Origin of the sequence: uncultured Fretibacterium sp. (genome assembly GCF_963544685.1) — a bacterium.
In the GTDB taxonomy this organism is placed as follows: Bacteria; Synergistota; Synergistia; order Synergistales; family Aminobacteriaceae; genus CAJPSE01.
In genome coordinates, this window is sequence record NZ_CAUUGJ010000065.1 from 1 (window position 1) to 13,564 (window position 13,564).

13 protein-coding genes are annotated in these 13,564 nt (G+C 62.5%); 4 read left to right on the forward strand and 9 right to left on the reverse strand.

The window, feature by feature from the left end; translation table 11 throughout:
* Positions 1-130 precede the first annotated feature (130 nt).
* The 5 genes from glgC to ABLA28_RS07275 form a co-directional block, all read right to left on the reverse strand.
* The gene (gene glgC, locus ABLA28_RS07255; protein ID WP_347713099.1) at positions 131-1,459 is read right to left on the reverse strand and encodes a glucose-1-phosphate adenylyltransferase; all 1,329 of its coding nucleotides are present in this window, start codon (positions 1,457-1,459) and stop codon (positions 131-133) included.
* 156 nt (positions 1,460-1,615) lie between these two features.
* Positions 1,616-3,067: a glycogen/starch synthase gene (locus tag ABLA28_RS07260; protein ID WP_347713100.1), complete on the reverse strand. Its 1,452-nt coding sequence runs from the start codon at positions 3,065-3,067 to the stop codon at positions 1,616-1,618.
* Between the two features lie 4 nt (positions 3,068-3,071).
* Positions 3,072-4,817, reverse strand: coding sequence for an alpha-glucan family phosphorylase (gene glgP, locus ABLA28_RS07265; RefSeq protein WP_347713101.1), 1,746 nt, complete (start codon positions 4,815-4,817; stop codon positions 3,072-3,074).
* 107 nt (positions 4,818-4,924) lie between these two features.
* Positions 4,925-6,421, reverse strand: a complete 1,497-nt coding sequence (malQ, locus tag ABLA28_RS07270) for a 4-alpha-glucanotransferase (RefSeq protein ID WP_347713102.1) — start codon at positions 6,419-6,421, stop codon at positions 4,925-4,927.
* Complete coding sequence (locus tag ABLA28_RS07275; protein WP_347713103.1) at positions 6,418-8,037, reverse strand: amidohydrolase; 1,620 nt, start codon at positions 8,035-8,037, stop codon at positions 6,418-6,420. Before ABLA28_RS07275 ends, malQ begins: the two co-directional genes overlap by 4 nt.
* Positions 8,038-8,462: 425 nt before the next feature.
* Between ABLA28_RS07275 and ABLA28_RS07280 the strand changes: the two genes are divergently transcribed.
* Positions 8,463-9,062: a NifB/NifX family molybdenum-iron cluster-binding protein gene (locus tag ABLA28_RS07280; protein WP_347713104.1), complete on the forward strand. Its 600-nt coding sequence runs from the start codon at positions 8,463-8,465 to the stop codon at positions 9,060-9,062.
* A 319-nt stretch (positions 9,063-9,381) separates the two neighbouring features.
* Here the strand turns inward: ABLA28_RS07280 and ABLA28_RS07285 are convergent, their stop codons facing one another.
* From ABLA28_RS07285 to ABLA28_RS07300, 4 genes are all read right to left on the reverse strand, one after another.
* Entirely contained in the window at positions 9,382-9,771 is a 390-nt protein-coding gene (locus tag ABLA28_RS07285) for a hypothetical protein (RefSeq protein ID WP_347713105.1), read from the reverse strand.
* A gap of 124 nt (positions 9,772-9,895) precedes the next feature.
* Complete coding sequence (locus ABLA28_RS07290) at positions 9,896-10,279, reverse strand: hypothetical protein (RefSeq protein WP_347713106.1); 384 nt, start codon at positions 10,277-10,279, stop codon at positions 9,896-9,898.
* Between the two features lie 356 nt (positions 10,280-10,635).
* Positions 10,636-11,457, reverse strand: coding sequence for a family 1 encapsulin nanocompartment shell protein (locus tag ABLA28_RS07295; protein WP_347713107.1), 822 nt, complete (start codon positions 11,455-11,457; stop codon positions 10,636-10,638).
* Positions 11,458-11,491: 34 nt separating this feature from the next.
* Entirely contained in the window at positions 11,492-11,851 is a 360-nt protein-coding gene (locus ABLA28_RS07300) for a demethoxyubiquinone hydroxylase family protein (protein WP_347713108.1), read from the reverse strand.
* A 287-nt stretch (positions 11,852-12,138) separates the two neighbouring features.
* On the opposite strand from ABLA28_RS07300, the gene ABLA28_RS07305 reads away from it, so the two are divergent.
* The 3 genes from ABLA28_RS07305 to ABLA28_RS07315 all read left to right on the forward strand — a co-directional run.
* Positions 12,139-12,783 (forward strand): nucleoside recognition domain-containing protein, encoded by a 645-nt coding sequence (locus ABLA28_RS07305; RefSeq protein ID WP_314718376.1) that lies wholly within the window; start codon positions 12,139-12,141, stop codon positions 12,781-12,783.
* A gap of 11 nt (positions 12,784-12,794) precedes the next feature.
* A complete protein-coding gene (locus ABLA28_RS07310; RefSeq protein WP_299299277.1) occupies positions 12,795-13,328 on the forward strand; it encodes a spore maturation protein in 534 nt (177 codons plus the stop codon).
* 19 nt (positions 13,329-13,347) lie between these two features.
* Positions 13,348-13,564, forward strand: a 217-nt coding sequence (locus tag ABLA28_RS07315; RefSeq protein WP_347713109.1) for an LD-carboxypeptidase, incomplete at its 3' end; no start/stop codon positions are given.

Genomic DNA, 13,564 nt, shown 5'->3' on the forward strand with positions numbered 1-13,564 from the left:
AAACGGCCGCGGGCTTTTCCGAGGGCCATTTCCGTGTTGACCATAAGCGTAGGGGAGCGGCGCCGGCCGCTCCCCTACGCTTATGTTTGTCCCTGCCTTGAGGCCGTCCCTGCCGCTGCCTCCGGCGGCCTCAGCTGAACGTGCTCCAGGAAAAGCTGTCCATCGCCTTCTCGTCGCACTCCCTCTGGTAGAGGATGCGGGGCATCCCCACCGTGACCAGGCCGGAGTGGGGATCGACGAAGTAGTCCCCGGCGTCGGACCCGGGATCCTCCCCGATGACCGTGCCGTCGGCGATGTAGTTGTGCGCGTCGATGATCGCGCGCCTGATGCGGCAGTTCCGCCCGATGACCACGCCCTGGCCGACGATGCTCTCCTCGATGACGCTCCCCGGTTGGATGACGCAGTTGCGGGACAGCACGGAGCTGGAGACGGTCGCCCCCAGGATGCGGCTCCCCTCGGCGGCCAGCACCCGGTTGACCATGCAGTCGTGCCCGTCGGAGGGATAGGAGTAGGAGGGCGGGTCGGCGAAGGAGACGGTGCGGATGGGCCAGAGGGGGTTGTAGAGCGTCATCTCGGACTCCGGGCTCAGGAGCTCCATGTGGGCCTGCCAGTAGGCCTTGAGGGTCCCGACGTCGCGCCAGTAGGGCTTGTCCGTCCGCCACTGGTACATCCGCTCGGCCTCCACGGCCGAGTGGGGCAGGACGTTGGTGGAGAAGTCGTAGGCATAGACGCGCGCCTTCCGGGCGACGAGGTTGGGGATGATGTCCCGCCCGAAATCGTGGCTCGTCGGCTGCTGGGAGTCGTCGATGAGCGCCTCCTCCAGGACGCTGCGCTCGAAGATGTAGTTTCCCATCGAGACGTAGCTGAATCCGGGCTTGTCCGGTATCTCGGGCGGGACGGCCGGCTTCTCCATGAACTCGACGATGCGCCCCGCCGCGTCGGTTTTGATGCAGCCGAACTGGCCGGCCTCGGAGACGGGGACGACGTTCGCCGCAAGGGTCACGTCGGCCCCCCGCTCGGTGTGCCACCGCAGCATCTGCTCCACGTCCATCTTGTAGATGTGGTCGGCCGCGAAGATGCAGACCCGGTCCGCCCTGAACAGGGAGACGAGATGCATGTTCTGGAACACGGCGTCGGCCGTGCCCTGGAACCAGTGCTCGCCGCGCCACATCTGCGCCGGGACCAGCGTGACGAAGAAATCCCGTCCGCGAAGGGCTCCGCCGAACTGCCAGCCTCGTTCGATGTGCTCGTTCAGGGACTGGCTCTTGAACTGAACCAGGACGTAGATGGCGAAGATCCCGCTGTTGATCAGGTTCGACAGGGCAAAGTCGATGATGCGGTACTTGGCGGCGAAATAGACGGCGGGCTTGGCCCGGTACCGCGTCAGCGGCATCAGCCGCTCCCCCTTCCCCCCTGCAAGAACGACCCCCAGCACTCTTCCGTACTTTCCTCCGTTCATCATCGACATCCCCTTTCGTAGGGAAAAGCTCCCTGCTGCCACGTGCTGCGTCATGAAAACCATCGTGCAAAACGGCGCTCGAGCCTGCGGACCTCCGGCGGAAGCCCGGGAAGAAAACATGGAGAGGAAGCCCGGGGGAAGATGCGGCGAAGCGGGCTAAAGCGTTTGGTAAAGGTCCTTGTAGAGCAGCGCGGAGCGGTCCCAGGAGAAATCTCCGGCCATCGCCCGCGCGCGGAGCGCATTCCAGTACTCGGCGTCGCCGAAGCGCGCGACCGCCCTCCTCAGGGCCCAGAGCATGCCGGCGGCGTCGCAGGTCTGGAAGGTGAACCCGTTCCCGCCTCCGGGGGCGTCTGCGTCCGTCACCGTGTCCCTCAGGCCCCCGACCTCGCGCACGAGGGGGACGGTCCCATACCTCATGGCGATCATCTGGGACAGGCCGCAGGGCTCGAATACCGAGGGCATCAGGAAGATGTCGCCGCCCGCGTAGAGGAGGTGGGACAGCGGTTCGTCGTAGCCCCGGAAGAACCGCAGCGTGTCCGGGAAGCGATCGCCCGCCTGGCTGAGGGCGTTCTCGATCCAGCCATGCCCGCTGCCCAGGAAGACGAACTTCGCGCCGAGCCCGGGAAGCGCGTCGAGTGCGGAGAGGATGAGGGAGAACCCCTTCTGCTCCACGAGCCGGGACACGCAGACCACCAGGGGCTCTTTGGAGCGGGGGTCGAACCCCGCCCTCCGCAGCAGCTCCTCCCGGGCCTGTGCCTTGCCCCGGAGGTTTTTCGCCGAGAACCGCTCCGGGATGTGGGGGTCCGTCTCCGGGTTCCAATAGCGGGTGTCGATGCCGTTCAGGATCCCGGACAGCTTGCGGCGCTGTTTATAGATGACGCCGGACAGCTCCCGTGTGGACTCGTAGGTCTGTATCTCCTGGGCGTAGCGCGGCGAGACCGTCGTCACGGCGTTGGCGGCGACGATGGCCCCCTTCAGGAGGTTGACCCGGCCGTAGAACTCCATGGCCTCCATGTTGAAGCTCCAAGGCTCGAGCCCGGAGGCCTCCATGAAGGGCTCCCGCTCGAGGATCCCCTGGTAGGCGACGTTGTGGAGCGTGACGACGCACCGGCCCCCGACGGTCCGGTAATGACGGTGCCAGGCCAGGGCACAGGGGAGGAAGGCGCTGGTCCAATCGTGGCAGTGGTAGAGGTCGGGGGTCCACTTGAGTACCCGAAAGAGCTCCAGGGCCTGCATGCAGAATACGGCGAAGGGGGAGGCGGTGCGGAAGTCGAGGTGCCACGGATACATGTCCCCCCCGTAGTCCTCCGCCCTCAGGAAGTAGACGGGCACGTCCGCCACCTCGGCCTTGACGACCTCCGCGTCCCGGACCCGCCAGTCGTAGGCGGCGCAGACCCGTTCCGGGAGCACGGTCATCCTCAGGCCGGAGGCCGAGACCCTGTCCAGCACCCCCGGCCAGGCGGGGGTCACGACCCGGACGTCGACGCCGGCGCGGTGCAGCGCCTGGGGGAGGGAGCCGGCAACGTCGCCCAGCCCGCCCACCTTGGAGAAGGGCGCGTACTCCGTCGTGACGAAAAGGACCCTGGTCCTGCCGCCGACCCCGCGCATGGCCTCACATCCCTCTGAAGTCGATGGAGTAGGCCTTGGAGGCGTACTCGCGGACCACCCGATGCGTGTTGAAGAAGCTGGCGTTCAGGGCTATCGTGTGGCGCATCATGTCCAGCCATTTGTCGTGGTTCTCGTAGTAGGTGGGGATGATCTTCTTCTCGAGCTTTTCGTAGAGGTCGATGGCGTCGAGCGACTCGTCGTAGTGGTCGGAGAGGTCCCCCCCGTTCGGTTCGGGCCCGATGGACCAGCCCGTCACGTCCTCGATCCAGCCCTCGATCCACCACCCGTCGAGCACGGAGAAGTTCATGATCCCGTTCAGGGCGCATTTCATGCCGCTGGTCCCGCTGGCCTCGCGGGGGCGCATCGGGGTGTTGAGCCAAAGGTCGACGCCCTGGGTTATCAGGGATGCGATCTCCATGTTGTAGTTGTCGATGAAGACGATGGGGATGGACTCCTCCAGGTCCCGGGCCGCCTTGCGGATCTTCTGGAGCAGGGCCTTGCCGCCGTTGTCGCTGGGATGGGATTTCCCCGCGAAGATGAACTGCACCCTGCGGTTCCCCGCCACCTCCAGGAACCGCTCGAGGTTGGAGAAGAGCAGGTCGGCCCTCTTGTAGGTCGCGGCGCGCCTCGCGAACCCCAGGGTGAGCACCTCGGGGTCCAGCTGCCTTCCGGTCGTCTCCAGAACCCGGGCGAACAGGCGCAGCTTGGATGCCTGATGCGCGGACCAGAGGTCCTGCACCGGGATGGTCAGGGCCTGGACCAGACGGCCGGGATCCTCCTCCCATCCGGGGATGTGCCGGTTGTAGAGCTTTCTCATCCCGGAGCTCACCCAGGTGGTGGGGTGGACGCCGTTCGTGACCCAGTCCACCGTCTCCATCCGGAACATGGCGTTGCTCACCTCGGCGTGCTTCTTGGCGACGCCGTTCACGTAGCGGCTGTACTTCAGCCCCAGCTCGGTCATGGAGACCCCGGGGACGTCGGGCATCATGCGTTTGAGCGTGCTCAGGGCCTCCGTCGGGAAGACCCTGTCGATCAGGCCAAACTCGAAATAGTCGTGTCCCGCCGGGACGGGCGTGTGGGTCGTGAACACGACCTGCTCGCGGATCTTGTCGGGGTCGTAGTAGCCCTGCTCGCGCATGAGCTCGAGGGTCAGGAAGCCGGCGTGTCCCTCGTTGAGGTGGAAGGTCTCGATGTTCATGTAGCCCAGGTCGCGCAGCATCCGCAGCCCCCCGACGCCCAGGATGAACTCCTGACAGAGACGGTAGCAGTTGTCCCCGCCGTAGAGGTACCAGCAGAGCTTGCGGTCGTCGGGATGGTTGGGCTCGAAGTCCGTGTCCAGGAAGTAGACGGGCAGGGGGTACCCGGTGGACCCGATGATCTCGTAGACCCATACCCCCACCTGGATCTCCCTTCCCTGAAGGTTGATCAGGATGCGGTTGGGCAGAAGCGTCAGCTCGTGGGAGGGGTTCCAATGGACGGGCTTCTCCTTCTGCCAGTCGTCGGCGTTGAACTCCTGGACGAAGTAGCCCTTGCGGTAGAGCAGGGTGACCCCCGCCATGGGGACGCCAAGGTCGGCGGCGCTCTTCAAAATGTCGCCGGCCAGGACCCCCAGCCCTCCCGAGTAGGTGGGGATGGACTCCTTGAGCCCGACCTCCATGGAGAAATAGGCCAGCGGCCTGAAGGCCGGGTCGTTCTCCATGAGGCTCCTGAGGGAATAGCCGAGATCGCTGCGATGCAGTCGCTGTATCATAGTCGGTGATGCTCCTTTCCGGTTGCGGCCCGTCAAGCCTCTGATCGAATTATCTCACAGATTTGCCCTTTGGGGGCGGGAGGCGCCCGATCGGAGGCCCGATCGCGTCATGCCCTGCCGTAGAGCTCCGTAAGCTCCCGCAAACACGAAGCCAGCCGCTCATCGGCCTGGCCGGGCATCATGCGCCAGGCCCAGTTCCCGCTGGGCGTGGAGGGAACGTTGATCCGGCAGGAGGCCCCCAGTTCCAGATGGTCCTGCATCGGCACGACGGCGGTCTCCGCGACGGAGCTCATGGCCATGCGCACCATCTCCCCCGCCGCCGTGCGGCGGTTCACCTCGCGCCCGAGGTAACGGGAGAGGTTGGCGATCTCGGCGGAGGAGGCGTCCTCCTCGAACCAGCCCAGCGACGTGTTGTTGTCGTGGGTCCCCGTGTAGATGACGTTGACCGGCGTGTGGTTGTGCGGGGCGTAGGGGTTGCGGGCGGGATCGCCGAAGGCGAAGTGAAGCACCAGCATCCCCGGCAGGCCCAGGCTGCGGCGCAGGGCCTCGATCTCGGGGGTGAGAATGCCCAGGTTCTCCGCCCAGAAGGGCAGGGTCGGGAAGTTCCGGCAAAGGGCCTCGAAGAAGCGCTCGTGGGGCGCGCTCCGCCAGAGGCCGACCTCTGCGGTCCTCGCGTCGGCGGGCAGCGACCAGTAGCCGACGAGCCCCCGGAAGTGGTCGATGCGGACGCGGTCGAAAAAGGTCAAAAGATGCCGCAGACGCTCCATCCACCAGCGGAAGTCCTCCGCCAGCATGGCGTCCCAGTTGTAGAGGGGATTCCCCCAGAGCTGCCCCGTCGCGCTGAAGTAGTCCGGCGGCACCCCCGCCACGGAGACAGGGGCCAGCGCCTCGTCCAGCTCGAACAGATGGGGGTGCAGCCAGACGTCGGCGCAGTCCCGGGTGACGTAGACGGGGACGTCCCCGACCAGGCAGATCCCCTGGTCCGAGAGACGGGAACGGAGCGCGCCCATCTGGGAGGAGAAGAGAAACTGGACGAAGCGGTGAAACTCGATCTCGTCGGCCATCTCCATCCAGGTGCGGTGGAGCGCTTCGTGACGGCGGAACTTCAGGTCCTCGGGCCATTCGTACCAGGGCTGGCCGTCGCGGCATCCCTTGATGGCGGCGAAGAAACTGTAGCCCTCCAGCCAATGGCGGTTGTCGGCGAAGAAACGCTCGTACCTCGAACGGGCCCCCGCTCGCTTGAAGTTCGACCACGCCCGGCGCAGCAGGACGTCCTTGAAGGCACGCACGCGGTCGTAGTCCACCCGGGCGTCGTCGAAGGCGGGCGCATCGGCCAGGTCCGCCTCGTCGATCAGCCCCGAGTCGGCCAGCGCCTCGGGGCTGATCAGCAGGGGGTTGCCCGCGAACGCGGACGTGGGGCTGTAGGGGGAGTTGCCGCAGCCTCCGTCGATGGTGGTCAGGGGCAGGACCTGCCAGACCGTCTGGGCCGCGTCGTTCAGAAAGTCGGCGAACCTCAGGGCCTCCGGGCCCATGTCCCCGATGCCGTAGCGGGAGGGGAGGGCGAAGAGGGGGAGCAGAATGCCGCTCCTTCGGGGGCGGCTCATGCGAGCTCCGGAACGGCGTGGGTGACGCGGCCCCCGCACAGGGTCATGGCGACGCCGATGTCGGCCAGCTCCCGTGCCGGCGCCAGGAAGGGATCCCGTTCGAGGACGACGAGGTCCGCGTCGCGGCCCGGGGCTATCTCGCCGCGGCGCCTCTCGTTGTGCCCGTTCCATGCCCCGTTCCAGGTATAGGTACCGATGGCCTCGGCCACGGAAAGGCGCTCCTCCGGGACCCATCCATCATCCGGCCCCCCGTTCGGGGCGGTCCGGGTCACTGCCGCATGGATTCCCAGCATCGGGCGCAGGCTTTCGATGGGGGCGTCGGAGCCGGAGGAGAGCACGATCCCTTTGCGCATCATGGAGCGCCAGCGATAACCCGCCTCGGCGCGCGCCTTCCCCAGCCGTTCCAGGGCCATAGTCCTGTCGGACGGGACGAAGCAGGGCTGGATGGCCGCTCCCAGTCGGAGGTCCCTCATCCGATCGAGCTGCGCGTCGTCCGCCGTCTGGGCGTGGACGATCAGGTGGCGCGTGGCCATGGGCCGCTGCTTTATGGCGCGCTCGAAGGCGTTCAGGCACATGTCGAGCGCACCGTCTCCGATGGCGTGCACCGCGACCTGCATCCCGGAGAGATGCGCGGTGAGGATCAGGTCGTCCAGCTCGCCCTGTTCGAAAAGCGCCGTGCCCCGCTCACCGGGGGAGTCGGCGTAATCCTCCCTCAGAAACGCGGTCCGGCCCCCGAGGGAGCCGTCGCTGAGGAGCTTCAGCGGGCCGATCTGGCACATCGGGATCCCGTCGCCGCTCCTCCAGCCCTCGGACAGAAAGCCCTGAAGCAAATCCATGTTCGGCAGAAGAAGCTGGCGACGAAGGCGGAAGGGAAGGCCTCCGCTCCGGGCGGCGTCCAGGAAGAACTCCTGCGACCTTCGGAAGTCGAACCCGAACATCGAGAGGTCGTCGGAGTGGATCTCCGTCAGGCCGTAGCCCGCGGCCTGGGGGCCGTACTTCCGAAGCAGGCGCGTCAGGTCCGCGTCCTCCAGGCCGGGGATGCATCGGGCGATCAGGTCTAGGGCGTTTTCCTTGAGGATCCCGTTCGGCTCCCCGTCCTCGCCGAGCTCGATCACACCGGCCTCGACGCGGGTGTTCCCGGTGATGCCCGCGGCCTTCAGCGCGGCCGTGTTCACGACGGCGACGTGCCCGCAGACGCGCCTCAGATAGACGGGAATGTCGGGGACGACGGCGTCGAGGTCGTGCCGGGTGGGCATGACGTTGTCCATCAGGACGTGATTCCAGCCGTGCCCCTGGTACCATCCGCCAAGAGGGGCGGGATGCTCGTCCGCGTAGGCTTCGAGGATTTTGCGAAGATCGTCCGTGGAGCGGCAGCCCCCCAGACGGACCGCCTTCTGAGACTGCGCCCAGGCCAGAAAATGAGCGTGAGAATCGCTGAAGCCGGGGAAGACGGAGCGACCCTTGAGGTCGATCGGCTTCGTGTCGCAGCGGAGCCCTATGGTCGCCGTCGTTCCGATGGCCGCGATGCGCCCCGCCTCGATAAGGAGCGCCTCCGCCATCCCCATGGGGGTATGGATGCGCCCGTTGATCAGCGCCGTTTGTTCTGCATGGGGCATCAGAACCCTGCCTCCTTGAATTTCGTTATTTTCCCGTCCCCGGTCGGGGAGCCGTTGTGAACGCTGGGGGAATCGCTTCATTATAGCGTAAGGGGCAGTCATCGATAACGTATCGTAAGCCGCTCCCTCCAAAAACGCTTTTGAGAGTAACGCTTCGGCGGTTGCCCCCGACAACCTGATTTTGTAGCGTATGCAGTGGACTTGAAAGCCCCCCCGGCGCCGCGGCTATGACAGGGGACATCACAAAAAATCATCAACGCGAGTATAATAGTAATCGACAAATGTCAGAAAGGAGAGATGATGCCAAGACCTGTCAGGCGCCCCAAAATAGAGCGGCTGCCGGTCTATCGCAGCTCCTCGCCTGACGATGTGACCGCCGTCGAAAGCATTACGACTTCCGAATGGCGAAGGACTCACGTGCCAGAATGCCTATCGCCTGCACTACGATTACGGCGATTCACGACAGCGCAAGGAAGAAAATAGCAGATGTCCTCGTTCACGGCAAACGGTTGCTCATCACAGGCGGCTGTTGCGAGTTCGAACCGGTCGAGATCCATCAAGAGTTTATGGAGAAAGGATCAAGGACGATGAGAATAGCGGTAACTTATGAAAACGGAGAGGTTTTTCAGCATTTCGGTCATTCCGAGCGGTTCAAGTTATATGATGTGGAAGAAAACAGAATCATCGCTGAGCAGATCGTGGATACAAACGGAAGCGGCCACGGTGCGCTTGCAGGATTTCTGCAGGCGGAGAAGGTGGATGCTCTGATCTGCGGTGGCATCGGCATGGGAGCGCAGACGGCTCTCTCAGATGCAGGCATCGAGTTCTATGCCGGCGTTCAGGGATCGGCAGACGCTGCGGCGAAGGCCCTTGCCGAAGGAAACCTCGCTTATGACCCGGATGCCCGCTGCGACCATCATGACCACGATCACGGCGACGACCACGACTGCGGCCATCACAATGAACACCACAGCGGTGACTGTGAGCATGGCCATTGTGCGGGGCATCACGGCCACGGAAATTGATGTCGATGATCCAATCGGACTGCGAGGTTGTAAAAGAAGCTGGATTTATAGTGGCCCTCTAGTTGGGGACCACTATACGTCTCGCCCCATGCCTCGCAGGTCCACGGGGCCGTCGCTTGGCCCGCACCGTTCGCCAGCACCCGCGCCAAGCCGTGCCCGCCGTACAGGTACCGGGACCTCCCTCCCCCCGGGTGCATCACGATGAGACTGTCCCAGAGGCTCTATTCCATTGTCAAGTTACCGGAACTTTAGGATTGACCATTCGTGTGATGACAACAGAATAATTGACTGCCGCATTACATTTTGACGTTGACCAATTTTAGGAGCACTCATTGTGTTCCAGCGTTGGCGCCGGTATTCCTTCTCTGAAAGACAGATCTTTGACTACGTTGTCCAATAAGGCCCTTTCATTATCGGTAAGATTGTCAAAATATACTTCCCAAAACGTATTTGTTCCCGCCTCAAAAATCAGTTTATGAGTTATTATGATATAATCGTCTTTGTCTTGTACCCAATAATATCCATCCAGGTTCCCTGAAACGATTTCAAAGCCGTTGGCTTCATAAATTGCTGGACATCCTGTATTACTAACAATTCTATAAGATGTCTTTTCTCTTTCAAAATCGATGTATATTTCAATCACCAGATAAATCTCCCCCTGGATTAGTTGTCCTGACCGAAACGACTTTAAAGAATACTTAACCAACATAACAATTCCCTCCACTCCTTAATTGATGCAGCAACCAAAAGATTGCTGCATCGGTATCTCCTCGGTTTTCCAAGCCGGATACGGTTAATCCCCTCAGCAAAAAATTGAGGACTATCTAAGCCAATCACAGTCGACGCTCAAGATAAAATTCCAATCTCATTAAAAGCATCTTGGCTTTTTTGTAAGAGGGATTTACTTTTAATATGAACTGAAGGACCTCCTTTGCTTTAGCCGTATTGCCTTTACGTTTCAGTTGCTCTGCAAAGATATACGCAGTTTTGTTGTTCCTGGGATTTGCGTTAAAGGCTGATTCGATATACTCGAGAGCCAGATCGATCAAGCCAAGTTGTTGATAGCAAAGTGATATTTTTTCCAATGTCTTGAAGTGTTTATCTAATGCAAGCGATTTTTGAAACAATTCAAGCGCTTCGCTGGCATTTTTACATTCAAGCAGTGTGCAGGCTGCCAGATAATAACGATAAGCGCGGTCCGTGCTGTTATGATTCATATATTTTTTACCTCATAGAACCCGTTGAGCACCTTAATTTTAGAAGCCAGAAAGCTGATTCGGCAGGCTGCGTTCATCGGGTCCGCGTCGGGCGCGTAGCCTCGTATGGCAAACGAATCGGCTTCATGGTGTTCTCGGAACATAACTTTTTTGACTGAACTCAGTGAAATATGAATGCTTCAGGTTGGCAATAGGTGATTCTACCGGAATATGTAAAGCGGACAGGAAAATACCCCTCACGTCGGGTGGGTTCCAGGGAGCTTCAATAAGTTCAGGGCGTGTCGGGGGGACCCGACACGCCCTGAATGCAGACGGTTCTCGAATGGCCGGGCCGACTGTCCGGCAGCTATTCGGGGTTATTCGGCCCGATAGACCACCACGGCATCGGGATACTTGATGCGGGGAAGCGCCGTCTCCAGGATGCGGAGATGGTGGTTCAGCTCCACCTGTTCGGTGTAGGCCGTCCGGATGTCCTGTCCGACCAGCAGGTCCATGTACTGCGGCTGGGCGCAGAGCAGCAGGGCGGTTCCGGGCTGGAGCACCGTGGCCTGGAAGATGCGTCCCTCCAGAAGTTGGCGGACGCGTTCGATCTCCATGAGCCCCGTGCCCTGCTGGATGCGGTGGAGCTGGACGAACAGGTCCGGGCTGACGATCAGGGTGTGGCGGCCCATGCGCCCCTTCTGCTGCAGGGCCGAGACCCCAGAGACGATGTCGATGAAGGCCCCCTCGCCCGTCCCCCAGTCGCCGCGCTTGAGCTTGTTGACGCCGGAGACGGTGAGCAGGCCGTCCACGCCCAGGGACTTGACCCCATAAAAGACCATCTGGTCCTCGCGGCGGCAGAGGGCCTGCGCCGCTATACGCACGGGGGAGAGGTCGGCCGGCTGTCCCTCCCGCTCGGCCGCCTCGAGGTCGCGCCACAGGAGCCAGAGGTCCTCGGAGAGCTGCGGCACCTCGACGAAAGAACGCCTGGGCGAAAAGGTGAAGCCGTTCTCGGTCTTCTCCTCGCGGACCGGGCTGTCGGTCGGCGCCACCTGCACTCCGGGCCCCAGGGGGCCGTACAGCGGCAGGAACCTCCGCGCCGTCAGGGTCTCCTTTGCCGTCTCGACGACGGCCTCGTCCAGCCGCTTCCAGAACTCCTCGGAAAGGGGAGAGGCATCTCTCCCGAGATAATCTTCCATAACCTTTATGCCTCCTTCTCTTTCGGATCGGCCGCTACTTCTCGATGAGGCTGCCGACGGTCGATCCGGGGGCGGCATCCTGCTTGGAGGGTGCGATGCCGAGTTCCTCCATGACCTCGAGGACCTCCCCCTCCCCCTCGGCGAGGAAGTCCGACCAGTTGGGCTCCAGGTAGCGCAGCAGGGTCATCAGCTCGCCGACATGGGCCTTTTCCTCGTCCCGGATGTCCATCAGGACCTTGCGCACCAGGGGATCGTCGGTCGCCTGGGCGTGGGCGTCGTAGAGAAACATGGCCTCGAGCTCCCCGGCGATGTCGACGCGCAGAGCCTGCACCAGCTCCTCCTTGTTGACCTTTCGGTCGACGTTGCCGGAAAACGGGTTGGGAAAATCGGGCATGGCAAATCGCTCCTTCCTGTTCCATCTGTATTTTATTTGGATTGCTGGATTGAGCGTTTCGGAATTCAGTCGGTCAATCGAACAACCCCACTCGAAGCAGAGCATAGTCGCCGACAGAAAATTTTGTAATACGTGGAAATACAGATCGTGCGGATGCCACAAATCAAATAATATGGAGGATTTTTGCGAAGTAATCTGAAACAATGATAGAATAGTAAAATGACTTTCATGAGGCCGCGTGCGGCGGGTCCGCCGCACCGCGGAAATTTTGTGCAGGAGGTGGCGGGATGATCAATATCATCTGGTTCGGTTTATTGTTCATCGGCATCGTGGTGGGGATCGCGACCGGCAACGTCGAAGCCATTACGAAAGCGGCGATCGACAGCGCCAACACGGGAGTGGAGCTCTCCATCGGCCTGATCGGGGTGATGACCCTGTGGCTCGGCATGATGAAGATCGCGGAGGCCGCCGGCCTGGTGCGCAAGCTGGCCCTCATGCTCAAACCCCTGATGGTGCGTCTGTTCCCGGACGTTCCTCCCGACCATCCGGCCATGGGCTCCATCCTGATGAACCTGGCGGCCAACGTCTTCGGCTTGGGAAATGCGGCGACGCCCTTCGGCATTCGGGCGATGCAGGACCTTCAGGAGCTCAACACCACCGAGGACAGCGCGACGGACTCCATGTGTACGTTCCTGGCGATCAACACCTCCTCGGTGACGCTGATCCCCGCGACGACGATCGCCTATCGGGTGGCGGCCGGGTCTTCCAATGCCGTCGAGATCATCGGCCCCACAATCATAGCCACCCTCGTCTCCACGATCGTGGCGGTGATCGCCGCCAGGACGATGTCCCGGATGCGGCGCTTCCGTGTGAGCAAGCCGGACAAAATTTTCGACGAGGCGTTTTCGAATCCTGCGGCGGACGCCGAGTAGGGGGGAAGGACATGTTCGTCAATGTCGTCAATGCGATCTCGCTGTACGCCATTCCCGTCATTATCCTGGTTATCTGCACCTATGGCGTCGTTAAAAAGGTCAAGGTCTACGAGACCTTTACGGAGGGCGCCAAGGAGGGGTTCTACACGGGCGTCCGCATCATCCCCTTCCTCGTGGCGATGCTGGTCGCGATCGGCGTGTTCCGCGCCTCCGGGGCCATGGGGTATCTCGCGAAGCTGCTGGGGCCCCTGACGGAGCTGATCGGCATGCCGGCGGAGGTCCTGCCCATGGCGATCATGCGTCCCCTCTCCGGCGGCGGGGCCAACGGCATCATGAACGAGCTGTTCAAGGTTCATGGCCCGGATTCCCTGATCGGACGCATGGCCTCGATCATGTCCGGGGCGACGGACACGACGTTCTACGTCCTGGCCGTCTACTTCGGGGCCGTCGGAGTCCGCAGGACGCGCCACGCGCTTCCCTGCGGGCTTCTCGCCGATCTCGCCGGGATGCTGGCCGCCGTCTTCATCACCAACCTGATGTTCTGAGCCGGGAGCGCGAAAGAGGATGACGATGATCTATCCCGAGAAACTGCGGGAGGGCGGGACGGTCGCCCTCCTGGCGCCCTCGTCCCCGATCTCGGCGGAGGATGCCGCGGGGTGCCGGCGCTGCTTCGAGGAGCTTGGATACGGAGTGCGCATGAGCGGGCTCGTCTCGGCGGCCCTGCACGGCTATGAGGCCGGGGAACCGGAGGCGCGTGCGGAGGAGCTGAACGCGGCCTTCG